31 protein-coding genes are annotated in these 24,108 nt (G+C 72.5%); 15 read left to right on the forward strand and 16 right to left on the reverse strand.

The features are described 5' to 3' along the window. Positions 1-11 precede the first annotated feature (11 nt). The 4 genes from ACGFI2_RS22915 to ACGFI2_RS22930 form a co-directional block, all read right to left on the reverse strand. The gene (locus ACGFI2_RS22915; protein WP_393520470.1) at positions 12-1,133 is read right to left on the reverse strand and encodes an RICIN domain-containing protein; all 1,122 of its coding nucleotides are present in this window, start codon (positions 1,131-1,133) and stop codon (positions 12-14) included. 11 nt (positions 1,134-1,144) lie between these two features. Continuing rightward, complete coding sequence (locus ACGFI2_RS22920) at positions 1,145-2,950, reverse strand: family 43 glycosylhydrolase (RefSeq protein ID WP_393520471.1); 1,806 nt, start codon at positions 2,948-2,950, stop codon at positions 1,145-1,147. Between the two features lie 31 nt (positions 2,951-2,981). After that, entirely contained in the window at positions 2,982-4,502 is a 1,521-nt protein-coding gene (locus ACGFI2_RS22925) for an arabinofuranosidase catalytic domain-containing protein (RefSeq protein ID WP_393520473.1), read from the reverse strand. A gap of 454 nt (positions 4,503-4,956) precedes the next feature. Then, entirely contained in the window at positions 4,957-5,328 is a 372-nt protein-coding gene (locus ACGFI2_RS22930; protein WP_393520475.1) for an ArsR/SmtB family transcription factor, read from the reverse strand. A gap of 76 nt (positions 5,329-5,404) precedes the next feature. Here ACGFI2_RS22930 and ACGFI2_RS22935 point away from each other — a divergent pair, with 76 nt between their 5' ends. Beyond that, positions 5,405-6,076, forward strand: coding sequence for an HAD family hydrolase (locus ACGFI2_RS22935; protein ID WP_393520477.1), 672 nt, complete (start codon positions 5,405-5,407; stop codon positions 6,074-6,076). A gap of 11 nt (positions 6,077-6,087) precedes the next feature. After that, on the forward strand, positions 6,088-6,387 hold the full coding sequence (locus ACGFI2_RS22940; protein ID WP_393520672.1) for a DoxX family protein: 300 nt from the start codon (positions 6,088-6,090) through the stop codon (positions 6,385-6,387). On the opposite strand, the gene ACGFI2_RS22945 is transcribed toward ACGFI2_RS22940, so the two are convergent. The 3 genes from ACGFI2_RS22945 to ACGFI2_RS22955 all read right to left on the reverse strand — a co-directional run bounded on the left by ACGFI2_RS22945 (position 6,388) and on the right by ACGFI2_RS22955 (position 9,067). After that, a complete protein-coding gene (locus ACGFI2_RS22945; RefSeq protein WP_393520479.1) occupies positions 6,388-7,131 on the reverse strand; it encodes an SAM-dependent methyltransferase in 744 nt (247 codons plus the stop codon). A 118-nt stretch (positions 7,132-7,249) separates the two neighbouring features. Continuing rightward, entirely contained in the window at positions 7,250-7,786 is a 537-nt protein-coding gene (locus ACGFI2_RS22950) for a phosphatase PAP2 family protein (protein ID WP_393520481.1), read from the reverse strand. Positions 7,787-8,083: 297 nt separating this feature from the next. Beyond that, on the reverse strand, positions 8,084-9,067 hold the full coding sequence (locus ACGFI2_RS22955; protein WP_393520483.1) for an NAD(P)-dependent alcohol dehydrogenase: 984 nt from the start codon (positions 9,065-9,067) through the stop codon (positions 8,084-8,086). Between the two features lie 101 nt (positions 9,068-9,168). Here ACGFI2_RS22955 and ACGFI2_RS22960 point away from each other — a divergent pair, with 101 nt between their 5' ends. The 5 genes from ACGFI2_RS22960 to ACGFI2_RS22980 all read left to right on the forward strand — a co-directional run bounded on the left by ACGFI2_RS22960 (position 9,169) and on the right by ACGFI2_RS22980 (position 12,815). After that, complete coding sequence (locus ACGFI2_RS22960; protein WP_393520485.1) at positions 9,169-9,876, forward strand: TetR/AcrR family transcriptional regulator; 708 nt, start codon at positions 9,169-9,171, stop codon at positions 9,874-9,876. A 196-nt stretch (positions 9,877-10,072) separates the two neighbouring features. After that, complete coding sequence (locus tag ACGFI2_RS22965; RefSeq protein WP_393520487.1) at positions 10,073-10,399, forward strand: hypothetical protein; 327 nt, start codon at positions 10,073-10,075, stop codon at positions 10,397-10,399. A gap of 77 nt (positions 10,400-10,476) precedes the next feature. Beyond that, complete coding sequence (locus tag ACGFI2_RS22970; protein ID WP_393520489.1) at positions 10,477-10,956, forward strand: cupin domain-containing protein; 480 nt, start codon at positions 10,477-10,479, stop codon at positions 10,954-10,956. Positions 10,957-11,184: 228 nt separating this feature from the next. After that, positions 11,185-12,087 (forward strand): sulfotransferase domain-containing protein, encoded by a 903-nt coding sequence (locus ACGFI2_RS22975; RefSeq protein WP_393520491.1) that lies wholly within the window; start codon positions 11,185-11,187, stop codon positions 12,085-12,087. A gap of 17 nt (positions 12,088-12,104) precedes the next feature. Next, positions 12,105-12,815, forward strand: a complete 711-nt coding sequence (locus tag ACGFI2_RS22980) for a helix-turn-helix domain-containing protein (protein ID WP_393520493.1) — start codon at positions 12,105-12,107, stop codon at positions 12,813-12,815. On the opposite strand, the gene ACGFI2_RS22985 is transcribed toward ACGFI2_RS22980, so the two are convergent. Beyond that, positions 12,797-13,375, reverse strand: coding sequence for a dihydrofolate reductase family protein (locus ACGFI2_RS22985; protein ID WP_393520495.1), 579 nt, complete (start codon positions 13,373-13,375; stop codon positions 12,797-12,799). The two genes, ACGFI2_RS22980 and ACGFI2_RS22985, sit on opposite strands and share 19 nt — an antisense overlap. Positions 13,376-13,485: 110 nt before the next feature. Here ACGFI2_RS22985 and ACGFI2_RS22990 point away from each other — a divergent pair, with 110 nt between their 5' ends. Further along, a complete protein-coding gene (locus ACGFI2_RS22990; protein WP_393520497.1) occupies positions 13,486-13,884 on the forward strand; it encodes a hypothetical protein in 399 nt (132 codons plus the stop codon). 12 nt (positions 13,885-13,896) lie between these two features. Here the strand turns inward: ACGFI2_RS22990 and ACGFI2_RS22995 are convergent, their stop codons facing one another. Genes ACGFI2_RS22995 through ACGFI2_RS23005 form a run of 3 tightly spaced genes read right to left on the reverse strand, consistent with a single transcriptional unit; the run spans position 13,897 to position 15,021 of the window. Further along, positions 13,897-14,253, reverse strand: a complete 357-nt coding sequence (locus tag ACGFI2_RS22995; protein ID WP_393520498.1) for a nuclear transport factor 2 family protein — start codon at positions 14,251-14,253, stop codon at positions 13,897-13,899. Continuing rightward, the gene (locus ACGFI2_RS23000; RefSeq protein WP_393520500.1) at positions 14,231-14,701 is read right to left on the reverse strand and encodes an SRPBCC domain-containing protein; all 471 of its coding nucleotides are present in this window, start codon (positions 14,699-14,701) and stop codon (positions 14,231-14,233) included. The genes ACGFI2_RS22995 and ACGFI2_RS23000 overlap by 23 nt, the downstream gene beginning before the upstream one ends. After that, complete coding sequence (locus ACGFI2_RS23005) at positions 14,698-15,021, reverse strand: ArsR/SmtB family transcription factor (RefSeq protein WP_393520502.1); 324 nt, start codon at positions 15,019-15,021, stop codon at positions 14,698-14,700. The genes ACGFI2_RS23000 and ACGFI2_RS23005 overlap by 4 nt, the downstream gene beginning before the upstream one ends. A gap of 74 nt (positions 15,022-15,095) precedes the next feature. On the opposite strand from ACGFI2_RS23005, the gene ACGFI2_RS23010 reads away from it, so the two are divergent. Then, entirely contained in the window at positions 15,096-15,950 is an 855-nt protein-coding gene (locus ACGFI2_RS23010) for a hypothetical protein (protein WP_393520504.1), read from the forward strand. Here the strand turns inward: ACGFI2_RS23010 and ACGFI2_RS23015 are convergent. The 3 genes from ACGFI2_RS23015 to ACGFI2_RS23025 all read right to left on the reverse strand — a co-directional run bounded on the left by ACGFI2_RS23015 (position 15,877) and on the right by ACGFI2_RS23025 (position 18,140). Then, positions 15,877-16,443: a hypothetical protein gene (locus ACGFI2_RS23015; protein ID WP_393520506.1), complete on the reverse strand. Its 567-nt coding sequence runs from the start codon at positions 16,441-16,443 to the stop codon at positions 15,877-15,879. The genes ACGFI2_RS23010 and ACGFI2_RS23015 overlap by 74 nt on opposite strands. Before the next feature lie 19 nt (positions 16,444-16,462). After that, a complete protein-coding gene (locus ACGFI2_RS23020) occupies positions 16,463-17,602 on the reverse strand; it encodes a zinc-dependent alcohol dehydrogenase (protein WP_393520674.1) in 1,140 nt (379 codons plus the stop codon). Between the two features lie 112 nt (positions 17,603-17,714). Beyond that, the gene (locus tag ACGFI2_RS23025; protein ID WP_393520508.1) at positions 17,715-18,140 is read right to left on the reverse strand and encodes an iron chaperone; all 426 of its coding nucleotides are present in this window, start codon (positions 18,138-18,140) and stop codon (positions 17,715-17,717) included. Positions 18,141-18,336: 196 nt separating this feature from the next. Here ACGFI2_RS23025 and ACGFI2_RS23030 point away from each other — a divergent pair, with 196 nt between their 5' ends. The 4 genes from ACGFI2_RS23030 (at position 18,337) to ACGFI2_RS23045 (ending at position 21,505) form a co-directional block, all read left to right on the forward strand. Beyond that, positions 18,337-18,951, forward strand: coding sequence for a dihydrofolate reductase family protein (locus ACGFI2_RS23030; protein ID WP_393520510.1), 615 nt, complete (start codon positions 18,337-18,339; stop codon positions 18,949-18,951). Between the two features lie 45 nt (positions 18,952-18,996). After that, a complete protein-coding gene (locus ACGFI2_RS23035; RefSeq protein WP_393520512.1) occupies positions 18,997-19,857 on the forward strand; it encodes a hypothetical protein in 861 nt (286 codons plus the stop codon). Between the two features lie 117 nt (positions 19,858-19,974). Next, entirely contained in the window at positions 19,975-20,589 is a 615-nt protein-coding gene (locus ACGFI2_RS23040; protein ID WP_393520514.1) for an RNA polymerase sigma factor, read from the forward strand. Then, positions 20,582-21,505, forward strand: a complete 924-nt coding sequence (locus tag ACGFI2_RS23045; RefSeq protein ID WP_393520516.1) for a CU044_5270 family protein — start codon at positions 20,582-20,584, stop codon at positions 21,503-21,505. The genes ACGFI2_RS23040 and ACGFI2_RS23045 overlap by 8 nt, the downstream gene beginning before the upstream one ends. A 3-nt stretch (positions 21,506-21,508) precedes the next feature. Here ACGFI2_RS23045 and ACGFI2_RS23050 read toward each other — a convergent pair whose 3' ends face one another. Continuing rightward, entirely contained in the window at positions 21,509-22,405 is an 897-nt protein-coding gene (locus tag ACGFI2_RS23050; RefSeq protein ID WP_393520518.1) for a LysR family transcriptional regulator, read from the reverse strand. Between the two features lie 113 nt (positions 22,406-22,518). Between ACGFI2_RS23050 and ACGFI2_RS23055 the strand changes: the two genes are divergently transcribed. Further along, a complete protein-coding gene (locus tag ACGFI2_RS23055) occupies positions 22,519-23,463 on the forward strand; it encodes an FAD-dependent oxidoreductase (RefSeq protein ID WP_393520520.1) in 945 nt (314 codons plus the stop codon). Here ACGFI2_RS23055 and ACGFI2_RS23060 read toward each other — a convergent pair. Then, a complete protein-coding gene (locus ACGFI2_RS23060; protein ID WP_393520522.1) occupies positions 23,460-23,792 on the reverse strand; it encodes a hypothetical protein in 333 nt (110 codons plus the stop codon). The genes ACGFI2_RS23055 and ACGFI2_RS23060 overlap by 4 nt on opposite strands. A gap of 68 nt (positions 23,793-23,860) precedes the next feature. On the opposite strand from ACGFI2_RS23060, the gene ACGFI2_RS23065 reads away from it, so the two are divergent. Then, positions 23,861-24,049 carry a hypothetical protein gene (locus tag ACGFI2_RS23065; RefSeq protein WP_393520524.1) on the forward strand — a complete coding sequence of 63 codons (189 nt, stop codon included), beginning with the start codon at positions 23,861-23,863 and terminating at the stop codon, positions 24,047-24,049. The last annotated feature ends 59 nt before the right edge of the window (positions 24,050-24,108 follow it).

Raw genomic sequence — 24,108 nt, forward strand, 5'->3', positions numbered from 1 at the left:
CGCCCTGCACCTCAGCTTCGGGTGCTCCACTGCTGGTTGGAGCCGCCGTGGCAGTCCCAGAGGTTGATCTTCGTGCCGTTGGCGGTGCCGTAGCCGGCCGCGTCCAGGCAGCGCCCGGACTGCACGCCGCTGATCGTGCCGTTCGCGTTCAAATTCCACTGCTGGTTGGGCTGACCGTTGCAGTCCCAGATGATCACGCTGGTGCCGTTCGCGGTCCCTCGACCGTTCGCGTCGAGACACTTGTTGCCCAGCACCTGCAACTGCTTGCTCGAGGTGTAGGTCCAGCGCTGCCCGGTGCCCCCCCAGCAGTCGTACAACTGCACCTGGATGCCGTTCGTGGTGCTGCCGTTCGGCACGTCCAGGCACCGGCCCGAGCCGCCGCCCACCACCTGCACGTTCTGGTAGGTGCCCCCGCCGCTGCCCGGAGTGCCGATGCTGCCGTCCACCGACTGCAACGCGCGGTACCAGACGGCCGCCATCTTGTCGTAACCGGTGGCGGTCGGGTGGATGCCGTCGATCAGGTCGGCAGTGGTCAGCGCCGAGTGCTGGTCGACCAGGTGGACGCGCTTGCCGGCGTTCACCTTGGCCTGCACGATGCCCGGGATGGCGGCGTTGAAGGTACGCACCGCCGACTCCTGGCCGGCGTTGGACAGCGGGATGATCTGCGCCACGAACACGTCGGCGTTGGGCGCCGTCGCGGTGATGCGGTCGATAAGCGTGGAGAGCCGGTTCGGCGCCGTGGAGACGTTGTAGTTCTGCAGGATGTCGTTGGTGCCGATGTGCAGCAGCACGGTGCGCGGTTGGTAGGTGTTCAGCCAGCCGGTGATGTTGGCGTCGATCTGGTCGATCCGCCAGCCGGGGTGGCCCTCGTGGTCGTGGTCGCCGAGGTTGCCCGGCCCGTTGAACTGGGAGCCGACGAAGTCGACCCGGTAGCCGCCGGCGGCGAGCCGCTGCCACAGCCCGATCCGGGAGCCGCCCGGGACCTGGGTCCCCTCGGTGATCGAGTCACCGAGCGGCATCACCCGTACCCCGCCGTTGGACTCGGCGGCGGCCGGACCGGCCGGGGCCAGCAGGCCGGCGACGGTCATGGCCAGCGCCGCGACCGCGGCGAGCCATCCTCTCCTGGTACGCATGACTGCTCCTCTCACGGGCTGGTACAGGTCAGGGACGGGGTCGACGCCGAGCCGTTCGCGAGGAAGCCGAACGTGGTCGAGCCGGCAGCCGGCACCGAGCCGTTGTACGACACGTTGCGAACGGTCGCCGTGGAGCCGCTGGTGCTCAGCGTGCCGCCCCAGATCTGGCTGATGCTCTGGCCGTTGGCCAGGGTCCAGCCCACCGTCCAACCGTTGATCGCCGAGGCGCCGGCCGTGACGGTCACCTCGCCCTGGAAGCCGCCGGACCAGGTGCTGGTGGTGCGGTAGGTCGCGGCGCAGGCGCCGCCGGTCGGGGGCGGGGTGGTCGGCGGGGGAGTGGTCGGCGGGGGAGTGGTCGGCGGGGGAGTGGTGGGCGGCGGGGTGGTCGGCGGCGGGGTGGTCGGCGGCGGGTCGGTCGGGGGGGTGCTGGTCCCGGAGTTGAACCGCCAGTGGTCGATGTTGAACAGCGAGCCGCTGCCGCCGGTGAAGCGCAGGTAGAGGTCGTGGGTGCCGGTGGCGCCGCTGACCCCGCAGGTCGTGTCCGCCCAGGTCTGCCAGCCGCCGGTGCCGGACACCCGACAGGTGCCCACCAGCGGGCCGCTGGTGCCGTCCAGGCGCAGCTCGATGTTGCCGCCGCTACCGGCCGAGGCGACCCGGGCGGTGTACGAGGTCGCGCCGGTGCCGAACGCCACGCCCTTGACCTTGATGTAGTCCCCGTTGTCGATGAAGCCGACGTTCATCCCGCCGCCGCTGGCCGCCTCGGTCTCGATCCCCTGTCCCCAGGCGATCGTCTCGGCCTCCTGCCGGACGTACGGGTTCAACGTCCCGACCTGGGGGGCGCCGTTGTTGGTCATGTTGATCGTCGGAATCGATCCGTCGGACCCGTAGGTGAACTTCTCCACCGCCACCGACCTGGTGAAACCGCCGCCGCCTGGCAACGCCCCGTTGTGGTAGAAGAGGTAGGAGCCGCCCTTGTAGTCGACGATCCCGGGGTGGTTGGTGAAGCTGCTGCCCTGGGTGGGCATGACCGTCCCCCGGTAGGTCCACGGCCCGAGTGGGCCGGGCGCCGTCGAGTAGGCGAGGAACTCCGAGCAGCACTTGGCGGCGAACACGTTGTAGTAGAGGTTGTTGCGCTTGTAGACCCACGGCCCCTCCTCGTACAGGGTGGGCCGGTTCGCGTCCCCGGTCCGGGCCCCGAAGCCCGCCGTGGTCAGCGGGATCTGCGTCGGGCTGCCGGAGTAGGAGGTCATGTCCGCGTTCAGCTTCACGTACCACAGTCGCGGGTTGCCCCAGTAGAGGTACGCCTGGCCGTCGTCGTCGATGAACACGGTCGGGTCGATCTCACCGTTGCTCACCAGGGGCCGGCCGATCGCGTCCCGGAACGGCCCGGTCGGGCTGTCCGCGACCGCCACGCCGATGCCCATCTGGCCGGTCGCCCGCACGACCATGGGCACGTACCAGTAGAACTTGCCGTTGCGGTAGACGGCCTGGCCTGCCCACGCGTCCTGCTTGGCCCAGCTGAACGTGGCGAGGTTGAGCGGCGAGCCGTGGTCGGTCCAGTTGACCATGTCGTCGGACGAGTAGACCCGCCACTCCTTCATGGTGAACCAGGTCGAGTTGTCCTCGTCGTGGCCGGTGTAGAGGTAGACCCGGCCGTTGTAGACCAGCGGCGCCGGGTCGGCGGTGTAGATGTTCTGCACGATCGGGTTGTCCGCCCGGGCGACCGCCGGGAACATCCCCAGCAGGGCGATCAGGCTGACGAGCAGTGCGAGCCGGCGCCGGACCGGCCGGTCGGCTCGTTTTGGTAGCGCTAACATCAGTGTCCTTTCCAGAGGGGTCGAACGGGACTCAGCGGTAGCCGGCGGCCACGACGTCGGCCTGGACGGCGTTCTCGGTGGCGTCGGACGGGTAGCCCGCCACCATCGCGCCCTCGTAGAAGGTGCCGGCGCTCAGGTTGGCGCCGCCGCCGGGCTTGCAGCAGTCGCCGCCGCTGCCCAGGATGATCGCGCCCTGTTTCTTCATCGGGCTGTAGCCGGGGGGCAGCGATCCGTCGTAGAGCGTGTAGAGGTTGCCGGACTGGGCGTTGCTGCCCTTGATGGCGAAGCGGGAGGTGCCGTTGTTCTTCAGGGTGGCGGTGACGAACTTGCTGGTGAAGGCGCGTTGGTTCGGGTTCCAGGACTGGCTGCCGCCGGGGTAGAGGCCCCATTCGAGGTCGGCCTGCACCCAGGGGCCGCTGCCGGAGCAGCCGCCGAACCAGCAGCTGGTGCTGAAGTTGATCGCGTCCATCGCCCCGGCGGCGTCGGCGCTGCGGGTGGTCTCGCTGTTGCCGTAGTCGAAGCAGCAGCCGCTGTTGACGTGGGTGCCGCTGGTCACCATGTACATGCCCTCGGGGGCGCTGTCGGTGGGGATGCCGGTCAGGTGACCGTCCCGCCAGTAGCTGTTGCCGGGATTGATGTAGAGCGAGTAGGCCCGGGCGCCGCCGACGGTCAACGACTCGCTGGTCGCGGTCGCGGGCCGGCTGGAGGTGGAACCGGGGACCTGCGCGGACCCCTGGTACCACAGGTCGTTGCCGCGACCCGACTGGTCGTAGACCACCGTGATCACGCAGGTCGTGCCGCCGCAGAACGCGTCCTGGCCGGCGGCGTCGGCGTAGCCGCCGGCGCTCAGCACCCCGATGTTGCGGGTGGCGTTGTCCGAGGAACGGCGGACCTGGTAGAGGTTGCCGCGGTACGCTGAGAACAGCGCCCGGGTGGTGCTGTGCGCCGCCACGCAGGGTGTGCCGCCGGCGGCGTAGATGTCGCACGACCGGCCGCCGCTGGGCGGCGGCGAGGTCGGTGGCGGGGACGTCGGGCTCGTCGACGTGTTCCAGCGCTGGTTGGCCTGGCCGTTGCAGGTCCAGAGGATGAGCTTGGTGCCGTTGGCGGTGCCGGCGGCGTTGGCGTCGAGGCAGAGCCCGGACTGCTGGCCGGTGATGGTGCCGTTGGAGTTGACGGTCCACTGCTGGTTGGCCTGGCCGTTGCAGTCCCAGATGATCACGGCGGTGCCCGGGCTGGTGCCCTGGCCGTTGGCGTCCAGGCACTTGTTCCCGTACACCGTGAACTGCCTCGCCGACGTGTAGGTCCAGGTCTGCGCGGTGGCGCCGGTGCAGTCGTAGAGCTGGACCTGGGTGCCGTTCGTGGTGCTGCCGTTCGGCACGTCGACGCAGCGGCCGGACTGCACCCCCACGACGGAGCCCGGCCCGGGCGCGGCGACGGCCGACCGGGGCTGCGTGACCAGGGCGGCGCCGCCGACGGCCAGGACGAGGGACAGGGCCGCGAACGCCAGGCGTGCGGGTCTGGACCGGACGGATCGGGGACGGGGGATGGGCATGACGGCTCCTCGGATACGCAGGGCTCCGAGACCTTCCGTACCGGCGCGGAGCCTCACGGGTGATGATGGCCGTCGATGGAACGCTGGCGCGCGCAGGAGGAACCCACCGCCGGCGCCCTGTTCCGGGGCGAGGCCCGCACGCGTGACGATGCCGGAGCTGCCGAGGGTGGTGGCGACCGGTCACCGATGTTAGCGCGAACATCGACGCGAATAATTAGAACACACCGGTGGTGCCACGCGCCGGTCGAGGAACGGGCAGACTTTGCGGGATCGATGGCTCGGGTCGGGCCGAGCGGCGCTCAGGCGGTGCGGTGCGCGACCCGGTGAACGGGTCCTCGGCCCGGTCGCCGGCGCGCCGCTCGCCCGGCGGGCGCGCCGGATCGCCCCCGGGCGGAACGACAGCCGCGCCACCTTCGCGCGCACGCGGCGGCCCCGCCGGGCGGGGTGGGGGCGCTCAGCGAGCGCGCTTAGTCGCCCGCTTGCGGGGCGGGGTCAGCAGGTCGGCGATCGCGGCGATCGCGGACGGGACCACCCGGTAGTAGGCCCAGACTCCACGCTTCTCGCGTTCCAGCAGCCCGGCCTCGGTGAGGATCCGCAGGTGATGGCTCACCGTCGGCTGGGACAGCCCGAGCGGAGCGGTCAGGTCGCTCACCGACGCCTCGCCCTGCGGGGCGGACTGGATCAGGCTGATCAGCCGCAGTCGAGCCGGATCGGCGAACGCCTTCAGCACGCCGGCGAGGCGTTCGGCGTCGGCGCGCTTGATCGGCTCGCCGGTAAGCGGCGAGATGGACGGCATGGCAGTTTTCGCAGTTCCCACGTCCTCCATAGTCGCACCGACGTCATCGATGGGACGGTAAAACCGCCGACCATCACCGGCGGTGAATCTCGGTAGGATGCGGCGCGTGCCCCAGCCGGTGATCTTCGACCTCTTCCACACGCTGCTGCACGGCGCCGACGACGAGCGTGACCGGGTGGTCGGCGAGATGGCGCTCGTCGTCGGGGTGGACCCGGCCGCGCTGGTCGCCGCCTACCACGCCTCCTGGCGGGACCGGCTGGTCCGGTGGGACGCCGAGGAGACCGTCCGCGTCCTCGCCGGGCGCCTCGGTGGCACGCCGACCGGCGAGCAGGTGGCCCGGGCCGCCGACCATCGACGAACCCTGGCTCGCCGGGTGCTGGGCCGTGCCTCGACCACCACCCTGGACGTCCTCGACGCGCTGCGCGCGGACGGGCACCCGTTGGCCCTGATCAGCAACGCCACCTCGGAGACCGCCGAGGCGTGGCCGCACGGCCCGCTCGCCGGCCGCTTCGACGTCGCGGTCTTCTCCTGCGAGGTCGGGCTGGCCAAGCCGGACCCGGCGATCTACCGCGTCGCCGCCGAACGGCTGGGCGTCGCGCCGACCGGATGCGTCTACGTGGGTGACGGCGCGGACGGCGAACTGGCCGGTGCGGCGGCGGTCGGCATGACCGTGCTCCGGACCACCGAGCACAACGACACCGACCCGAGCTGGGGCGGACGGGTGATCACCGGCCTCGGCGAGCTGCCCGCCCTGGTCGGCGAGCCGGCCGGGCCGTAGCTGTCACCGGCATTGCCGCCGTCACCTACCTGACCGGTCACGACTATCCCAGGACCCAGGCGGACATGAAGCGCGTGCCGCGGGCGTGGGTGCCGGTGCTGGGGTTGCTGCTGGCGGCGGGCTCGGTGGGACTGCTGGCCGGGTTCGCCGTGCCGTGGCTGGGCGCCCTCGCCGCAGGCGGCCTGGTGCTGTACTTCGTCGGCGCGCTCGTCGCGCACCTGCGGGTCGGTTCCCGGCAGCTCGTGGGAGGGGCGGTGTTCCTCCTCCTCTCGGTGGCCGCGCTGGCCACGAACCTGAGCTACCACGGATGATCAGGTGCGGCGCAGCAACAGGGTCGCGAAGCCCAGCAGGTTGCGGTAGCCGCGTAGCCACCCGTTCCGGTGCTCCCGCGCGACCGCGAGCGCGTCGGCGGCGTCCGGATGGCCGGGATTGTCGAGCGCCCACTCGGTGAGCGAACCGACCCACGACCACTCGTAGTTGTCCCACTCGGCGGCGTCGCTGACGTGCGCGTAGACCGGGGTCCAGCCGCCCTGTTCGACGACGTCCACCAGGCCGGCGAGGTCGGTGTGGTCCGCCGGCTCGGCGTCGAGGGCGGTCAGCGCCTCCGGCGTCGGCGGGGCCTGCCAGAAACCCTCGCCGAGCACGAGGATGCCGTCCGGGTTCACGTGCCGTCCGGCCGCCTTCAGCGTGCCGGCGACACCGTCGAAGATGTGGGTCGACCCGACGCACAGCACCAGGTCGTAGTCGCCGTCCGGCACGTACCCGCGGGCGTCGCGTTCGTGCAGGGTGAGCCGGTCGGCGAGGCCGCGCACCTGGGCCGCCGCGGCGGCGTGTTCGAGGGCGTGTCCGCTGATGTCCACGCCGTCCGCGTGCCCGTCCGGGTAGTGGGCGAGGGCCTGCATCGCCCACGCCGCCTGCCCGCAGCCGAGGTCGAGGATGCGTGCCGCCGGCCGCCGGTCCGCCCGGCGCAGCAGCCGGTTGACGTTCACCCCGGAGACCGGCGCCGCGATCGGATGGTGCGAGTGCGCGATGCTGCTGAGCCGTTGACGATCCACGGGCGCCAGTGAACACCAGGGCCGGGACGTGACATCTACCAGGCGGGGCGCAGCCGTCGGTGAGCGAACCGGGTCAGGGCCGACGCGCCGCGATCGCAGGCCCGGCCCGGGACAGCCGTCATACGCGTTCCGGACGCGATCGGAACCGGTGCCTGTGGAGCCGGGCGGCGACCGCGACCGTGGCGACGGCGACGACGGCGGCCAGCGCGCCGGCCGCGATGTCGCCGGGGTAGTGCACGCCGGTCCAGACCCGCGCGAATCCGATGATCGCCGCCAGGACCGTGAGCGCCACCCCCCAGCGTCGGGACAGGAAGGCGCCGACGGCGAAGGCCAGGGTGAACGCCGCGGTGGCATGGTCGCTGGGCAGCGACGGCCCGGTCGCGTGCGGGATCAACTGGTGCACGTGGTGGGTCTGGAACGGGCGTACCTCCGTGCTGAGCGCGGCGGCGGCCCGCCCCAGCCCGAACGCGATCCCCAGCGAGGCGAGCACCCGCAGGGTGGGACCGGCGGCCGACCGGCCGCGGCGCAGCACCGGCACCACCGCCAGCGCCCCCAGCACGTAGATCAACCAGATCGCCGCCCACTCGAAGACGTCGTCGACGGCGTCGACCCTCCCCGCGCCAGCATTGATCATCTGGAACAGGTGATAGTTCACCGGTCCACGTTCGCACGCGAACCGGCGGCGGATCCCGGAAGTGGCGGATGTTCCAGGTCAGCCGAGGTTGACGGCCTCCGCGCGCAGATGCTCCAGGAACCGCGTGGCCGCCGGCGGGGGAGTCCGGCCGCGTACCGTCGCGGCGAAGACCTGCCGCACCGACTCGTCGCCCGGTGCAGGTTCAGCAGGGCGATGTCCGCCGGGGTCCCGCGGAACCGTGCTCGAGGTCGAGGTGACGGCCGTGGTCTCGGCGGACGCCGGACCGGGTCGCGGCACGCGGTAGGACCCCGGGCGCGCTCAGACGGTGATGACGACCTTCGCCCGCGCGTGCTCGCCCTCCAGGTATCGGATCGCCTCGGGCACCTCGCGGAGCGGATAGGTGCGGTCGATCACCGGGGTGAGGTGGCCGGCTTCGGCGTGGGCGCGGAGCGCGTCGAGGTGGTGTCGGCCGGGTGTCGTGGTGAGCACGACGACGCGCTGCCGGACGAGCGGCGCCAGCAGCCGCCCGCGCGCGATCAGCCAGACCGGCCCGACGAGGCTGCCGCCGCGGTAGACGCCGCCGCCGGAGAGCACAAGCGTCCCGGTGGGGGTCAGCGCCCGCCGCAGCGCGGTGAGCGAGCGGTTGCCGACCAGGTCGAACACGACGTCGTGGCGGCGCGGGTCGCGGGTGAAGTCGTCGCGGGTGTAGTCGACGACGTGGTCGGCGCCGAGCGAGCGGACCAGCTCGACGTTGCGCGTGCTGCACACGCCGGTCACGGTCGCGCCGAGCGCCTTCGCCAGTTGGACCGCCAGGGTGCCGACGCCGCCGGAGGCGCCGTTGACGAGGACGCGGTGACCGGGCTCGACCCGCCCGGCGTCGCGCAGCCCGATGAGCGCGGTCGCGCCGGCCAGCGGCAGCGCCGCCGCCTGTTGCGGCGTCAGGTTCGCCGGTTGCGGCGCGACCAGCGCCTCGGGAACGCACGCGTACTCGGCGAACGCGCCGTTGGCGTCGCCGAGGTCGGCGAAGACGGCGTCGCCCGGTCGTACCCGTCGGACGTCCGCGCCCACGGCCTCGACCCGGCCGGCGACGTCGCGTCCCCGGATGCGCGCCCGGGGCCGCCTCGGCCCCATCGCCAACCGCGCCATCCGCGGGTCGCCGCGCATGGCGTGCCAGTCGTACGCGTTGAGCGCGGCCGCCTCGACGCGCACCAGCACCTCGTCGGGGCGGGGCACCGGCACGGGGACCTCCGCCAGCGCGAGGGTCTCCGGCGGGCCGTAACGGTCCTGCACGATCGCCTTCATCTTTCCTCCCAGGTGTACGCCGTACACCCATAGTCGGTGTACGGCGTACACCTGTCAAGGCGGCTAGGGTTCAACCACCGCCACCGGAAGACGAGGACACGATGGCCGAGCAGGCAGACGTGCTGCGCCGGACGCCGCTGAGCAGGGACCGGGTCCTGCGTGCCGCCGTCGCGCTTGCCGACGGGGCCGGGATCGAATCGCTCAGCATGCGTAACCTCGCCCAGGACCTGGGCGTCGTGCCGATGGCCCTCTACAAGCACGTGGCCAACAAGGACGAACTGCTCGACGGCATGATCGACGTGGTGGTCGGCGAGATCGACCCGCCGGTGCCCGACGCCGACTGGAAGCAGACGGTCCGGCTGCGCATCCTCGCCGCGCGGCGGGTGCTGAGCCGTCACCCGTGGGCGGCGCTGGCGATCGAGTCGCGGAACACGGCGACGCCGGGTGTCCTCGCCTACCTCGACTCGATGGTCGGGGCGTTCCGGGCCGGCGGGTTCTCCACCGACCTGGCACACCACGTCATGCACGCGATGGGCAGCCGGGTCCTCGGCTTCAGCCAGGAGTTGTTCGACGCCTCCCGCCGCGCCGGCCGCTCCGGCGCGACCGAACCCGAGCCGGCGGCGGCGTTCCCGCCGGAGGCCGCCGCCCGCTTCCCCCACCTCGCCGAGATCGCCGGGGCGGCGTCCCACGACGACGGGTCGGTGGTGGGGCCGGGCTGCGACGACCAGTTCGAGTTCGAGTTCGCCCTGGACCTGCTGCTGGACGGCATCGAACGGCTGCACCGGCAGGGCTGGACGTCCGCACGCTGACGGCGGGCGGATGTCCAGGGCAGTTGGTCCGGCCGGTCCACGATGGCGATCCGAACAGCGCGGCGGCCGAATACAGCGACTCCCGGCCGTCGCGCACAACGAGTCGCGGTTGCCGTAGGGCGGCCCGACGTACCGAGCGCTCGGGTGGAACGGGGCCCCTACGCTCGGAGGCCCGACACCGGAAATCGGAAGGGCCATGACCGACGACGGTAGGTTGACCGACAGCCAACGCGCCCACCTACGTGGGCTGCCCGTGTACCCCTGGTTGGTGTGGAGCCAACGGGTCTTTCTCGGCGCACTGGCGTTCGTCGCCGTCGTCGGGCCGGCGAGCACGGCGGTGATCGTGCCCGGCTTCCTCCTGCTCTTCCTGGCGGGGATCATCAGCAGCGTCGCCACCACGCTCGTGACGGGCCAGATGCGGCGAGTCGGCGCACACGGTTCGCGAGCGCGAAGACGGCTCAGCTCTGCCGTCCTCGTGGTGGTCTACGGCGACGCGCTTGTCGGCCGGCGTGGGCGGAGCTGACCGTCGAGGCCGGCCGTGTCGCACGCCCTGGCTAGTCTCACCTCGTTCGGTGAGCGAACCGGGAGACGGAGTCGCAGATGACCTACCCACCGCCGCGCTACCACGGGTCCACCGGTGAGACCAGCGCGACCTACCGCCCGGCCGACGCCGCGCCGGACCTGCGCCACGCCACCGGCGGCGGGGCCCACTACCTGGCCACCGGCGCCACCACCAACGGCCAGTTCGGGCTCTACCGCTGGGACATGGGGCCGACGCCCAGCGGCCCGGCGCCGCACTTCCATCGCAGCATCTCCGAGTCGTTCTTCGTGCTCAGCGGCACCATCCGCATCTACGACGGGCGCGACTGGCTCGACACCGGACCGGGCGACTTCGTGCACGTGCCCGAGGGCGGGGTCCACGCGTTCCGCAACGAGTCCGGCCGCCCGGCGTCGATGCTGCTGCACTTCGCGCCGGGCGCCCCTCGGGAGGGCTACTTCGAGGGGCTGCGCGAGCTGGCTGAGTTGAGCGAGGAGGAGCGGACCCAGTTCTTCCTCCGCCACGACACCTTCTGGGTGTGACGACGGCGGTCAGCTGCGCCGCCCATTACTCGGAATTCCTATAGAAATAGCAGATTTTCAGCGAATTCTCAGGTCCCCGGGATTGACATCATTTGGGCGGTCGGGGATATTCCTAGCGCGCGTCGGGGCGCGGGCGGAGCAGGCGGAGTCTGCGGATTTCTCCTGCGTGACGTGCGCGAAACTGTCGGCGTTGCCCCTGCTCAGCAGGGCGCGGTTAGGGCTTCCACGATGATTGATCGCGCTGTCGAATTTGCCAAACACAACACGCCGAATTCCTTCCGCGTCGCGGCCAGGCGGGCGCAGATGGAAGCGCGTAACACCCGAATGCGGCTCACCGTCCCGGTGGTCACCCGCAACGAATTCGACAACGTCTTCCACTGCACCGTACGCAAGACGGGCAGCCAGTGGATCAAGGCGCTGTTCAGCGACCCGGCCGTCTACCGGCACTCCGGCCTGCTGCCCTACGACCCGCGCTTCTACTCGGGCGGGGTGACCGCGCCCGTCCCGGCCGGCCGCACCGGCCTGGCGATCTTCCTGTCCCACAAGCGCTTCGAGGCCGTCCCGAAGGCCGGCACGTACCGCGCGTTCTTCGTGATCCGCGACCCGCGCGACGTCGTGGTGTCGAGCTATTTCTCGTTGCGCAACTCGCACGCCCCGATGGGCGACATCCCGCAGGCGCGCAAGGTGCTCCAGGAGAAGCCCAAGAAGGAGGGGATGCTCCACGTCATCGAGCGCCTCCGCGACAAGAAGCAGTTCGGGCAGATGAGGTCGTGGGCGGTGGCCCCGCCGTCGGAGACGTTCCGGCTGTTCCGCTACGAGGACCTGACCGGCGAAGGGCAGGCCGAGGAGGTCGACCGGCTGCTGCGGCACTGCGGGATCACACTGCCGCCGTCCGAACTGGAGGCGCTGCTCGCCCGCTACAGCTTCACCAGGATGAAGAAGGGCGGCGACGCGCCCGGCCGGATCTCGCACTACCGCAAGGGCGCGGCCGGCGACTGGCGCAACCACTTCGACGACGACATCTACGCCGCCTACACGGCGGCGGCGGGCGACCTCGCCGAGGTTCTCGGCTACCCCACGCGCGACGGGTCCACCGACCTGCCCGGCGGGCGGGAATCCGCCACCCGGTAGCGACGTATCCTCTCGCCGTGGAGCTGCGGTTCACCACGCGCGCGTCCGACTCGGCATGGGTGGACACGGTGTGGACCTGCACCAGCGACCGGGTCACCGAGATGACCTCGGTGGCGACGGCGTGCTGGGGCCTGGTGTTCTGGCGTCGCGACGGACAGCCCTACGCGAGCGTTTCCGGGCCCGAGACCGGCGCGGCCGTCGCGCCGGTGCCGGAGGGCGCGGCCTTCGTCGGCATCGAGTTCGCGGTGGGCACGTCGCTGCGGATCCTGCCCACGCCGGCCTTGGTCGACCGCGGCGCCGAACTGCCCGACACCACCGCTCGGACGTTCCGACTGGGCGGCGACAGGTGGGAGACGCCCGGCCCGGACGACGCCGAGGCCCTGGTCGACCGCCTCGTCCGGGCCGGCGCCGTGGTCCGCGACCCGCTGGTCACCGACGTCCGCCGGGGTCACCGCCCGCACGCGGCGGCGCGCACCGTGGAGCGCCGGTTCCGCACCGCGACCGGGCTGACCCGGGGCGCCGTGCGACAGATCGAACGCGTACGCGAGGCCGCGGCGCTGCTGGCCACCGGCGCCCCGGTCGCCGACGTGGTCGGCCGGCTCGCGTACGTCGACGAGCCGCACCTGGCTCGCGCGCTGCGCCGGTACGTCGGACGCACGGCGGGACAACTGCGCGCGGGCGCTCACGGCGCGATCGCGCTCGACCTGGGTCAGCGGACCACGTCGTAGATCAGCTTCAGCACCCCGTTCGGGTAGGCCTCGGACTCCCGCAGCCGCAGCGCCTGCTTGTCCCGGTCGACGGTGCTGAACAGGCTCTTCCCGGCCCCGAGCAGCACCGGGAAGACGAGCAGGTGGTACCGGTCGATCAGGCCGGCGTCCGACAATCGGCGGGCCAGCTCGGCGCTGCCGTGGATGAAGATGGCGCCACCCTCGCCCCGCTTGAGCGCGGCCACGTCGTCGGTCGAGCGCAGCACCGTCGTCGGGCCCCAGCCGTCGACGAGGGCGTCCTCGGTCAGGCTGGTCGAGACCACGTACTTCGGCAGTTCCCGGTAGGCGGCGTGGTCCGCCGAGTCCCGCCAGACCGGGGCGAACGCCTGGTAGCTGCGCCGGCCGAACAGCAACGCCGTGGTCTGCGCGAGTTCGTCGCCCTTGAGCGAGAAGGCCTCCGGGACGAACTCGATGTCCTTGACCACCCAGCCGCCGCTGCGGTGCTCCTCGCCCGGCCCGCCGCCGGGGGAGTCGACCACGCCGTCGAGCGACAGGAAACCCGTGTACACAAGATCACGCATGGGGCAATGCTAGGAATCCGCGCGGGCCGTTGTCTTGTACGGAAACGACACTCGTGTGCCACGATCTTCGACGTGAAGCGTGACGATCTCGTGCGCGCCGAGTTCGGGCGGTGAGTGGAACACCGTGGGTGCCAACGGGCAGCAAAGAGACCCATGACGTTCCACCCACCGGGAGGCCGGCCCGGTTCGGCGGGTTCCGGGCGCTGGGTGGTGGTGCCGCCGTCATCGCGGTGGCGCTGCTGATCCTGCGCCCGATCGTCGACCCTCGGGACTGTCCCAACTACGGCGGGAACGGAAACGCCAGCTCCTTCGGCGACGAACGCCTGGACCTCGCGTTCGTGCTGCTGCTTCTCGGCTGGCTGGCGGCGGTCGCGGTGGAGCAGGCCCTGCCGGTGGCCTGGCGTCACCGGCACCCGGTGGAGATCACCCTGCGGGCGGCGGCCGCCGTGCTGCTGGCGCTCACGGCTTCCTGCTGCCTTGCCGTCCAGGTGCTCGTCACCTGTCACTGATCTCCGGTCGGCTCACGGCAGCGGGACCACGTAGGAGTCGACGCGGGCGATGAGGCCGCCGCGGAACGTGAACAGGTCGTTGAAGGCGAACCGAAACGGTCCGTGCTCGACGCTGACCCCACGGCCCTCGCCGGTGACCACGACCACCGGGCCGTCCTCGTGCACCCGCTGGACGTCGAGCTGAGGGCTGCCGGAGAAGGCCGGGTTCTCGATCTCGCCGTCGAACTCGGTGCGGCCCCGGGTGGTCCGGTGGCCGTGGATGACCCACTCGACGTCGTCGGCGAGGGTGGCCAGGACGCGCGGGTGGTCGCTGGTCCGGAAGCCGGCGAAGTATTCGCCGACCAGGTCACGCTGGGTCGCTCGCGGCATGGTTCTCTCCTTCGTGGGACAGGTGGGCGGCCAGGGCGTCGAGGATCGAGGCGAGCCCGTCGGCCGCCCGGGTGCTGCGCAGCTCCGGCGGGAGCCGGCGCTGGTGCACGGTGAGGTCCGTGCCGTCGCCGGCGGGCCGCAGCGTGACCGTGGTGCGCAGCCCGGTGACCGGTTCGTCGAACACGAGTTCGCGGGGTGGGTCGACACGTACGTAGACGAAGCGCAACCGGCGGGTCGCGCCGTCCGGCGCGCGGGTGTCGAGCGCGAACTCACCACCGGCGCGCAGGTCGACGGTCACCGACCCGGGCGGCACGGTGGCGTGCGAGCCGCCCCAGAACGCGGCGATGCTCGCCGGTGCGGTGAAGGCGGTCCAGACCCGTGCGGGCGTGGCGTTCAGGCGGCGTCGGGCGACCAGTTCGTCGCCGCGCAGCTCGGCGCGGGCGGTCACCGCGGGCCCTCGTCGTCGGTAAGGTGCGCATCGAGCGCGTCGAGCCGGTCGTTCCAGGCGCGGCGCTGCTCGTCGATCCAGGTGCCGACCAGCGCGAGCTGGTCGGCGCGGAGTCGGCAGGGGCGCCGGGTGCCCTCGCGTCGCTGCTCGACCAGCCCGCAGCGCCGCAGGACGCCGACGTGATGGGAGATCGCCTGCGGGGTGAGGTCGAACGGCTCGGCCAGCTCGCCCACGGTGGCGTCACCGTGGGCCAGGCGGGTCACCAGGGCCCGGCGGACCGGGTCGCCGAGCGCCGCGAAGGCGAGGTCGAGATCGGGCATGCCGTCATCTTAATGAAAGCGTACGTTTGCGCAAGCATTTGTTTGTAGATTCGGACGACCGGACGGAGAGCGACGTGAACGGACCGATTCGACGCCCCTGGCGGCTGCTGGGGCTGCCGTTGCTCGCCACCGCGTTGCTGGCCGGCGCGTGCACCGACGGCGACGGGACCGACCAGGGGCAGGGCGCGACCACGAGCCCGACGACGGCGCCGGCGAGCGCCGGCACACCGTCGGCGTCACCGTCGACCGGCGGGCCCGTGACCATCCCGAAGTCCGCCTTCGTCGACCTCCCCGCCGAACTGCGCAAGAGCGCACCGCAACCGATGCAGGTCGCCGACGCCCTGCCGAAGCTGTGCGCCGAGGAGTTCGCCACCGGCGGGCGGTCCACCGCGGCCGCCGCGATGATGAGCATCTACAAGACGCCGAAGGACCCGCCGGAGAACGTCCCCTACGGCACGCTCCACCAGACCGTCTTCGCGTTCGCCGGCACCGGCGCCGCGGACTACCTGCGCCGCGTCCGCGCGGCGCTGACGCCCTGCCGCTCCTTCTCCGAGGCGGGCAACACCGTCACCGTCCGGTCGCAGCCGTTGACCGGCGCGGGCGACGACGCCCTGCTGGTGACCCTGACCCGACCGGCGACCGGCCTCGACGGCACCCCCGTCGGGGGCGACGCCACCAGCCAGATCACCGTGGTCCAAGGTCGCCGGCGCGGTCACCGTCGTGCACGACCAGGGCTGGGAGGGCAGCAGCAACAACCCCGACTTCGCCGACGACTTCGCCCGGGCCGCCGCCCGCGGCCTCGACTCCTGGCAGCGGTGAGGCGGGCCGCGCCGCCGCGGCCCGCCGCACCTACGATCAGCGCCGGATCGCGCGGCGCAGGATCAGGTACGCGACACCGCCCGCCAGCACCCAGGGCGCGGCGACGATGACCGGGTCGAGCGGATGGTGCACCCGGTCGACCCGGTGGCCACGCCGGCGCGAGGAGAGCCCGTGGTGGGTGAACTCGCTGCGTACCCCGGTCTCGGTCACCGGGTTGTCCGGACGGCGGGTGAGCAACGACCCGAGCGTGCTCTCCACCGTGTCGACCCGGTCGGCGGCGAGCAGGAGCAGCCAGTGCGCGGCGCGCCCCTCGCTGAACCGCCGGTAGGAGTAGCGACGGATCACGCCGGAGAGGCCCTTCGGCGGGCACGAGGTGCCGAAGACCGGGGTGAGGAACTTGTGCTCGATCGACCGCTCCCGCGGCCACTTCTCCGGCTGCCGCTCGGGAAACTGCCAGTGCGCGCCGCTGAGATCCGGGTCGAACTGCTCCTTCGGCACCGAGGGTCGGTCGGCGGGGTCGAGGTCGGCTCCCCAGCCGGGGATGCGGGCGCGCAGCTCGTCGGTGGACTCGGCGAGTTTCGGCTTCTCCGGTGTGTAGGGCATGGTCGGACTCCCGGTCCTCTCAGGCGGCGTTCGGGACGATCAGCGGCTTGATGCAGCCGTCGAGCTTGGCGGAGAAGATGTGGTACGCCTCGGCGACGTGCTCCAGCGGGATCCGGTGGGTCACGAGGTCGCTCGGCTTGAGGTAGCCGTTGCGGATGTGCTCGAACAGGCGCGGCCACTGCCGCTTCACCGGGCACTGGTTCATCCGCAGCGTGAGCCCCTTGTTCATCGCGTCGCCGAACTTGACCGCGCTGAACATCGGCCCGTACGCGCCCATCACCGAGATCGTGCCGCCCTTGCGGACCGAGTCGATCGCCCAGTTGAGCGCGACCGGGGAGCCGCCCTGCAACTTCAACTTCGCGGCGGTGACGTGCTGGAGCAGGTTGCCGTCCGCCTCCGCGCCGACGGCGTCGATCGCCACGTCCGCGCCCAGATGGTCGGTGATCTTCTTCATGTGCACGACGATGTCGTCGTACTCGGCGAAGTTGTAGGTCTCGGCGTGCGCGAACGACGCCGCCTTCTCCAGCCGGTAGTCGAGGTGGTCGATGACGATGACCCGACCGGCGCCCATCAGCCAGGCCGACCTGGCGGCGTAGAGGCCCACCGGCCCGGCGCCGAAGACCACCACCACGTCGCCCTCGACGATGTCGCCGAGCTGCGCGCCGAAGTAGCCGGTGGCGAGCGCGTCGGTGAGCAGGACCGCGTCGTCGTCGTCCATCCACTCCGGGATCAGGCTCGGGCCGACGTCGGCGAACGGCACCCGGACGTACTCGGCCTGGCCGCCGTCGTAGCCGCCGCAGGTGTGCGAGTAGCCGTAGATGCCGCCGACCGCGGTGGCGTTCGGGTTGACGTTGTGACAGTTGCTGTAGAGGCCCCGGGCGCAGAAGAAGCACGACCCGCAGTACACGTTGAAGGGCACCATCACCCGGTCGCCGGGCTTGACGTTGCGCACCGACGGTCCCACCTCGTCGACCACGCCCACGAACTCGTGCCCGAACGTCATCCCGACCCGGGTGTCGGGCATCATCCCGTGGTAGAGGTGCAGGTCGGAGCCGCAGACCGCGGCCCGCGTCACCCGGACGATGGCGTCGTTGGGATGCTCGACCACCGGTCGGTCCTTCTCCTCGACGCGCACCCGGTAGGGGCCGCGGTAGACCATTGCTCGCACTCGTTGCCTCCCCGGACGAACGCATTGCCGGCCGACTCGTCCCAGTCGGACCGGGACGATCGAAGGGCTACCCGCGCCATCCGGGCGCAAACCGGCGTGCCGGTCAGGAGACCGCCGCCCGCACGAGCTCCGTCAGCTTCTTCTCCACCTCGGGGCTCCACCTCAGCAGGGCGTACGCCGCCGGCCACATGTCGCCGTCGTCGAGGTTGGCCGCGTCCTGGAAGCCCACCGTCGAGTAGCGGTAGTTGAACTTCCCCGAGTCCTGGAAGAAGACCACGATCTTGCCGGCCGCGTTCGCGTAGGCGGGCATGCCGTACCAGGTCTTCGGCGACAGCTCCGGCGCGTTGGTGGTGATCGTCACGTGCACGCGCTCGGCCAGTTCCCGGTCGTCCGGCGCCATCTGCGCGATCCGGTCGAGGACCGCCTGCAGGTCGTCGGCCTTCTTCGCGCCCTTCTTCCCCTCGTTGCGCAGCTCGGCGGCGCGTTCCTTCATCGCGGCGCGTTCCTCGGCGCTGAAGCCCTCGCTCATCTCGGTTCCCCCTCGTCACCGGCGGCCGGCGTGGTGCCGCCCGCTCAGGAGGAACGCTATGGCCCGACCAGGGCCACCCGCTTCTCGATTCCTGACCAGCTCGCAGTCGGGGCGGGTAACCCCCGCGCGGTCCGATGAGTTTGGCATGCTGCGGCGGTCTACCCGTCGACATCACCTGACGTGAAGGAGCACCGCGATGGCGAAGGTCATCTCCACGCTGTTCATCTCGGCCGACGGCGTCGCCGAGATCGACCCGGACTGGCACTTCCCCTACTTCGACGACAACATGGGCCGCGCGGTCACCGAGGACTACGCGACCGCCGACGTCCTGCTCATCGCCCGCCCGACCTACGAGAGCTTCGCCGGCGCGTGGCCCGACCGGGAGGCCGCCGGCGGCGAGGACGCGCCGTTCGCCAAGCAGCTCGGCGACATGCGCAAGGTGGTCGTGTCGCGGCAGCCGCTGGAGTTCTCCTGGCGCAACTCGGAACTGGTCCAGGGCGACCTCGTCGACGCGGTCGCGGCGCTCAAGGCCGACCCGGGCGTCAAGGGCATCATCATCCCCGGGTCGATCTCGGTGGTGCAGCAGTTGCTCGCCGCCGGGCTGGTCGACGAGCTGCGCCTGCTGGTGCACCCGGTGGCCGCCCGCAAGGGCCGCAAGCTGTTCGACGAGGGCGACGCCCCCTACCACCTGCGGGTCAGCGCGACGGAGGCGTTCCCCACCGGCGTGATCCGGGTGATCTACACGCCGGCCGAGGCGCCGGGCAAGGTCGGCTACGACGACGTCAAGGAGCAGGTGCCGGCCGGCACCTGAGCGCGGGGCAACAGCGGGCGTGCGCGCCGTGACAGGATCTCCGGCGTGCCTCGCCGCCCGCTGCTCCTGACCGCCGCGGCGGCGTGCGCCGCGCTGCACGCCGCCGGGGTCCTGGTGGCCCACCCGGTGTGGCGGGGCACCGAGGTGCTGAGCCTGGCCCTGCTTCTCGCGTACGCGCTGGCCGGCGGGCTGCCGTCGCCGCGCTGGCCGGTGCCGGCGGCGCTGGCGGTGTTGCTGGTCGACGCGATCCGCACCATGCCGGCGGCGCCGGGCGGCGGGGACTTCGGCTGGCGGGTCGTGGACGGGAACGACCCCGTCGACGTCACTGCCGGCTTCGAGGCGGGCCTCACCGCAGGCTGGGCGGCACTGGCCGCGACCGTGCTCCTGCTGGTCGGGTGGCGTGGTCGGCTCCGACCTCGACCGGCGGTGTTCGCCGGGGTGGTGGCGCTGCCGATCATTGGTTACGCCGCCGTCCGGGTCGTCGGCATCCGGCACGACCTGGCCGCCGAGGCCCACCCGTACCCGGGCGGTCTCGACCTGACGGACGTGGCGAGCGCGGTGGTGCTCGCGGTGCTGCCGGCGCTGGCCCTCGCGGTGAGCGCACTGGCGTTGGCCGCGCTGCTGGCCGGGCGGGGCCGCCGGCTCGCCTCAGCCGGCGCGGCGGTGCTGGCGCTGGTCGCGCTGCCACTGATGGACGCGAGCATCATGGCGGTGCCACTGCCGTACTCCGCCGGCGACGGGACGGCGCTGTTCGCCTGGCACGCCATCACGCCCACGTCGGCGATGCCGCAGCCGGTGGCGGCGCTCACCGTGGCGGTGGAGCTGACCGCGTACCTGCTGCTCTTCGCGGGGCGGACCGGGGCGGACCGGGACGAGCCGGCGGCGCCCGCGCCGGTCGCCGGGTAGCGACCCGGCGCCCACCCGGACGACCGTCGGTTCCCCGGCGGGGTGGGCGGTGCGTGAACTCGGCGGGCGCGCGCAGCGGAGAACAGGTGACACGTCCCCCTCCGCGAGAGGCCGCGCATGAGAAGACTGAGACAGGCGGAGACGCCCGACGTCGGCGCCATGACGGACGCGGCGGTCATCGCCCGCTCCGTGCGGGAGCCGGAGACCTTCGCCGTGATCTTCGACCGGCACGCGCCGCACATCCACCGCTACCTGGCCCGCCGCCTCGGCGCGTCGGCCGCCGACGACCTCGTGGCGGAGACGTTCCTCGCGGCGTTCCGTCGCCGGGAGCGGTTCGACACCGACCGTCCGAACGCGCGGCCGTGGCTGTACGGCATCGCCACCAACGTCGTCGCGCAGCAGCGGCGGACCGAGGAACGCGAGTACCGGCTGCGGCAGGCGTACGCCCCGGAGACGCCCGAGGCGTCCCCGGCCGACCGGGTCGCCACCGCGGTGACCGCCCGGTCGCTGCGCCGCCAACTCCTCGACGCGCTGGCCGTGCTCGCCGAGGGGGACCGCGACGTGCTGCTGCTCGTCGCCTGGGAGGACCTGAGCTACGACGAGGTCGCCACCGCGCTGGCCATCCCGGTCGGCACCGTGCGGTCCCGCCTGCACCGGGCCCGCCGGCTGCTGCGGGAGCGGCTCGACGGCGAGTCGTCCGACACCATCGAGGAGGTAGTGAGCAATGGATGAGATGCGAGTGCTCCAGCGGCTGGGCGAGGAGACCGGGCTGCCCACGGAGGATCGGCTAAGCGCCGCGCGTACCCGGCTGGAGGCGGCGATGACGACGACGGCGGCCGGCACGGGGGCGGTTCGCCGGGCGCGGAGGCCGGCCCGGCGGATGGTGTTCACCGGGGTGGCCACGGCGGGCGTGGCGGCGTCGCTGGCGGCGGTGCTGGTACTGGCCCCGGACCGGACCGGCGGCAGCACCTCGCCCGCACAGGCCGATCCGGCCCGGATCCTGCGCGGCGCGGCGGCCACCGCGCTGCGGCTGCCGGACGTCGAACCCCGGCCCGACCAGTTCGTCTACACCCGGTCGCGGGAGGGCCGGGACCTGCGGGAGAGTTGGCGCTCGGTGGACGGGACCCGGGACGGGCTGGTCGTCGAGTATCCGGCCGCCGGCCGCCAGCAGTTCGTGCTGCCCGGATGCCGCGACGGCCGGGCCGCGGCGGTGAAGGGCGGACAGGTGGTGCCCGGTGTGACCGAGCGGTGCGTCCCCGAGCCCGCCTACCACGCCGACCTGCCCACCGACGCCGCCGGCATGCGGGCCTACCTGAACAAGATCGGCAGTGGCGAGGCGGGCGACTCCAACGCCGCCGGCAAGGACGTGCTGTACCTGCTCGGTGAGTACCTGCGGCCGCCGTCCCGGGCCGCTCTCTTCGAGGCCGCCGCCACCACACCGGGTCTGACGGTCGTCGAGCGCGCCACCGACGGCGCGGGACGGTCGGGAGTAGGCATCAGCTGGCCGTCACCGGGCGGCGCCAACCCGGCCCCGCTGGTCCTGGTCTTCGACCCGAAGACGTACGCGTTCCTCGGCGTCGGCGGGGGCGCCGGCACGTCGGCGACGCTCGCCGTCGCCGTGGTCGACCGGGTCGGCCGGACGGGCTGAGGTTCAGTCGAGCAGGGCGAGCAGCGCGTGCAGCGCCGGGTTGGTGCTGTCGACCGGCCAGGCCAGCCCGACGTCCACGGTGGGCGTCGGCGCGGTGAACCGGCGCAGCCGTACGCCGGGCAGTCGCAACGCCCGGGCCCGGCCGGCCGGCACGGCCGCGACCACGTCGCCCTGCGCCACCGCGCGCAGCAACTGCTCGTCGTCCGGCTCCTGCCGCACCAGCCGGAATCCGCCGCGCGGCCACACCTGGGCGATGGTCCGGTCGAACATGCCCGGCCCGTTCTCCCGGGGCCACATCACCGCCGGCAGGTCGACCACCTCGGCCCGGCCGATCCGGCGGCGAGCGGCGGCGAGCGGGTGGCCCGCCGGCAGCGCCAGCAGCACCTCCTCGGTGTCGACCGTGCGGCACGCCAGCGCCGGTTCGTCCACCGGCGGGCGGACGAACGCCGCGTCCAGCCGGCCGGCGAGCAGGCCGGCCACGTTCGGCGCGGTCCAGGCCGTCTCGGAGACCACCTCCACGCCGGGGTGGGCGGCCCGGAACCGGGCGATCAGCGCGTCGACCCGGCCGCCGCGCGCCGACCGGGTGTACGCCAGCCGCAGCCGGCCGCCCCGGCCACGCACCAGGTCGCGGATGCGGGCGGTCGCGGCGTCCACCTCGGCGAGCAGCCGCGCCGCCTCGTCGGCGACCCGGGCCCCGACCTCGGTCAGCGTGCAGCCCCGGCTGGTGCGGTGCACGAGCGGCGCGCCGAGCTGGCGTTCCAGCGCCCGGATCTGCTGGCTCAGCGCGGGCTGGGCGATGTGCAGCCGGGCGGCCGCGCGGGTGAAGTGCAACTCCTCGGCGAGCACCGCGAAGGAGCGCAGCCGGCGCAGGTCCGACCAGGCGCCCGGTGTCTCCACCATGCCGCCATCATAAGCGCCGCTTATCGCCGACTGTCCGATCCGTCTTGGACGGCGTCGTCGCCGGGCGGTCACCATCGGCGGAACATCGACGGTACGAGTGGCGGGAGCGGACCATGACGGCAGCGGACGTGGCGGTGGTGGGTGCGGGCGTGATCGGGATGACGACGGCGGTCACGCTCCAGCGGCGCGGTGCGCGGGTCACCGTGCTGACCGCCGACGACCCGTCGGACATCGTGTCCACGGTGGCCGCCGCGGTCTGGTACCCGAGCCACACCGAGGAGGACCCCCGGGTGCTGCGCTGGGCCCGGGACACGCACGCCGAGCTGCGCCGCCAGGCCGCCGACGGCGTGCCCGGGGTGGTCGACCGGCCCACCCGGATGTGGTTGCGCCGCCCGTACACCGGGCCGCCGTGGTGGGCCGACGCGTGCGGCGGGCTGGTGGTCGAGGCGGCCGGCGCGCCCTACACGGCGCTGCTGCGGTTCACCGCCCCCACCGTGGAGATGACCCGCTACCTGACCTGGCTGCACCGGCAGGTGGAGGCCGGCGGCGGGCAGGTGGTCCGCCGCCCGCTGCGCAAGCTCTCCGAGGCGTACGAGATCGCGCCGACCGTGGTCAACGCCACCGGCCTGGCCGCCGGCCGGCTCGCCGCGGACCCGGCCGTGTACCCGGTGCGCGGGCACGTCCTGCTGGTGGCGAACCCCGGCGTGACCGTCTCGGTGCGCGACGAGGACGACCCGGCCGGCATCACGTACGTGCACCCGCGCCGCCACGACGTGGTGCTCGGCGGCACCTACCAGCCCGGCGTGCCGCACACCCGACCCGATCCGGAGACGGCGGCGGCGATCCGGCGCCGGTGTGTCGCGCTGGTGCCGCAGTTGGCCGGCGCGCCGGTGCTGGGGGAGCGGATCGGGTTGCGGCCGGCCCGGCACGGCGGTCCCCGGGTCGAGGTGGACCCCGGGGGTGGGCGGCTGGTGCACGCGTACGGGCACGGCGGGGCGGGGGTGACGCTGTCCTGGGGCTGCGCCGCCGAGGTCGCGGACCTGGCCCTGGCCGGCTAGGTCTTCGGCGGCGGCTGTCGGGGCGCGGCGCGGGGTCGCGAGTCGCGGGCCGTCCACGCGACGAACCGGTCGAACAGGTCCTTCGGGCTCGGCCCGGGGTTCGGATTGAGCGTCAGCAGATCCGCCGTGGCGTCGAACAGACATCCCGCCATGTAGATCGACAGGGCTGCGCGGTCAGTTCGGTACTCCACCAGCAGGAGGAGCCGGGCCGGCTGGCACGGCCAGGGGGCGGCGCAGATGCGGCACAGCCACAGCGGCCGGCTCGGGATGTGCGGTCGGACCGCCGGGCGCGGGCGGATCTGCGGAGATGTCCCGTTCGACGTCGGCATACCCCCATACGGTGACCGAGGCGTTGACCCGAGTCAAGGAGTCGGGTCATCTGTCTAGCGTCCGGCTTATGGAGCTGGTGGGCGCAGCAGAGATCCGCGTGATGCTCGGTGGCATCAGCAAGCAGCGCGTCTACGTCATCACCAGCCATCGCAACTTCCCCGAGCCGGTGGCCGACCTCGTGCAGGGCAAGGTCTGGCTCAAGTCGGACGTGCAGAAGTGGATCAAGGAGCACCGGCCGGAGCTGGCCTCCGGCTGACGGGTCTCTGCGGCGCCTACAAACGTGATGGCGTGAATGACTCAGCCCGCGACAACTGA

The organism is Micromonospora sp. NPDC049282 (genome assembly GCF_043197045.1).
Classification (GTDB): domain Bacteria; phylum Actinomycetota; class Actinomycetes; order Mycobacteriales; family Micromonosporaceae; genus Micromonospora.

What these genes read in the sequence shown, in the direction of transcription:
- ACGFI2_RS23040 (WP_393520514.1), top strand. Translation starts at nt 19,975, where the DNA reads ATGAGAAGACTGAGACAGGCGGAGACGCCCGACGTCGGCGCCATGACG.
- ACGFI2_RS22970 (WP_393520489.1), top strand. Translation starts at nt 10,477, where the DNA reads ATGACCTACCCACCGCCGCGCTACCACGGGTCCACCGGTGAGACCAGC.
- ACGFI2_RS23065 (WP_393520524.1), top strand. Translation starts at nt 23,861, where the DNA reads ATGGAGCTGGTGGGCGCAGCAGAGATCCGCGTGATGCTCGGTGGCATC.
- ACGFI2_RS23055 (WP_393520520.1), top strand. Translation starts at nt 22,519, where the DNA reads ATGACGGCAGCGGACGTGGCGGTGGTGGGTGCGGGCGTGATCGGGATG.
- ACGFI2_RS22960 (WP_393520485.1), top strand. Translation starts at nt 9,169, where the DNA reads ATGGCCGAGCAGGCAGACGTGCTGCGCCGGACGCCGCTGAGCAGGGAC.
- ACGFI2_RS23045 (WP_393520516.1), top strand. Translation starts at nt 20,582, where the DNA reads ATGGATGAGATGCGAGTGCTCCAGCGGCTGGGCGAGGAGACCGGGCTG.
- ACGFI2_RS22930 (WP_393520475.1), bottom strand. Translation starts at nt 5,328, where the DNA reads ATGGAGGACGTGGGAACTGCGAAAACTGCCATGCCGTCCATCTCGCCG.
- ACGFI2_RS22995 (WP_393520498.1), bottom strand. Translation starts at nt 14,253, where the DNA reads ATGCCGCGAGCGACCCAGCGTGACCTGGTCGGCGAATACTTCGCCGGC.
- ACGFI2_RS23060 (WP_393520522.1), bottom strand. Translation starts at nt 23,792, where the DNA reads ATGCCGACGTCGAACGGGACATCTCCGCAGATCCGCCCGCGCCCGGCG.
- ACGFI2_RS23015 (WP_393520506.1), bottom strand. Translation starts at nt 16,443, where the DNA reads ATGCCCTACACACCGGAGAAGCCGAAACTCGCCGAGTCCACCGACGAG.
- ACGFI2_RS22925 (WP_393520473.1), bottom strand. Translation starts at nt 4,502, where the DNA reads ATGCCCATCCCCCGTCCCCGATCCGTCCGGTCCAGACCCGCACGCCTG.
- ACGFI2_RS23030 (WP_393520510.1), top strand. Translation starts at nt 18,337, where the DNA reads ATGGCGAAGGTCATCTCCACGCTGTTCATCTCGGCCGACGGCGTCGCC.
- ACGFI2_RS23005 (WP_393520502.1), bottom strand. Translation starts at nt 15,021, where the DNA reads ATGCCCGATCTCGACCTCGCCTTCGCGGCGCTCGGCGACCCGGTCCGC.
- ACGFI2_RS22965 (WP_393520487.1), top strand. Translation starts at nt 10,073, where the DNA reads ATGACCGACGACGGTAGGTTGACCGACAGCCAACGCGCCCACCTACGT.
- ACGFI2_RS22975 (WP_393520491.1), top strand. Translation starts at nt 11,185, where the DNA reads ATGATTGATCGCGCTGTCGAATTTGCCAAACACAACACGCCGAATTCC.
- ACGFI2_RS23050 (WP_393520518.1), bottom strand. Translation starts at nt 22,405, where the DNA reads ATGGTGGAGACACCGGGCGCCTGGTCGGACCTGCGCCGGCTGCGCTCC.
- ACGFI2_RS23020 (WP_393520674.1), bottom strand. Translation starts at nt 17,602, where the DNA reads ATGGTCTACCGCGGCCCCTACCGGGTGCGCGTCGAGGAGAAGGACCGA.
- ACGFI2_RS22915 (WP_393520470.1), bottom strand. Translation starts at nt 1,133, where the DNA reads ATGCGTACCAGGAGAGGATGGCTCGCCGCGGTCGCGGCGCTGGCCATG.
- ACGFI2_RS22985 (WP_393520495.1), bottom strand. Translation starts at nt 13,375, where the DNA reads ATGCGTGATCTTGTGTACACGGGTTTCCTGTCGCTCGACGGCGTGGTC.
- ACGFI2_RS23025 (WP_393520508.1), bottom strand. Translation starts at nt 18,140, where the DNA reads ATGAGCGAGGGCTTCAGCGCCGAGGAACGCGCCGCGATGAAGGAACGC.
- ACGFI2_RS22955 (WP_393520483.1), bottom strand. Translation starts at nt 9,067, where the DNA reads ATGAAGGCGATCGTGCAGGACCGTTACGGCCCGCCGGAGACCCTCGCG.
- ACGFI2_RS22920 (WP_393520471.1), bottom strand. Translation starts at nt 2,950, where the DNA reads ATGTTAGCGCTACCAAAACGAGCCGACCGGCCGGTCCGGCGCCGGCTC.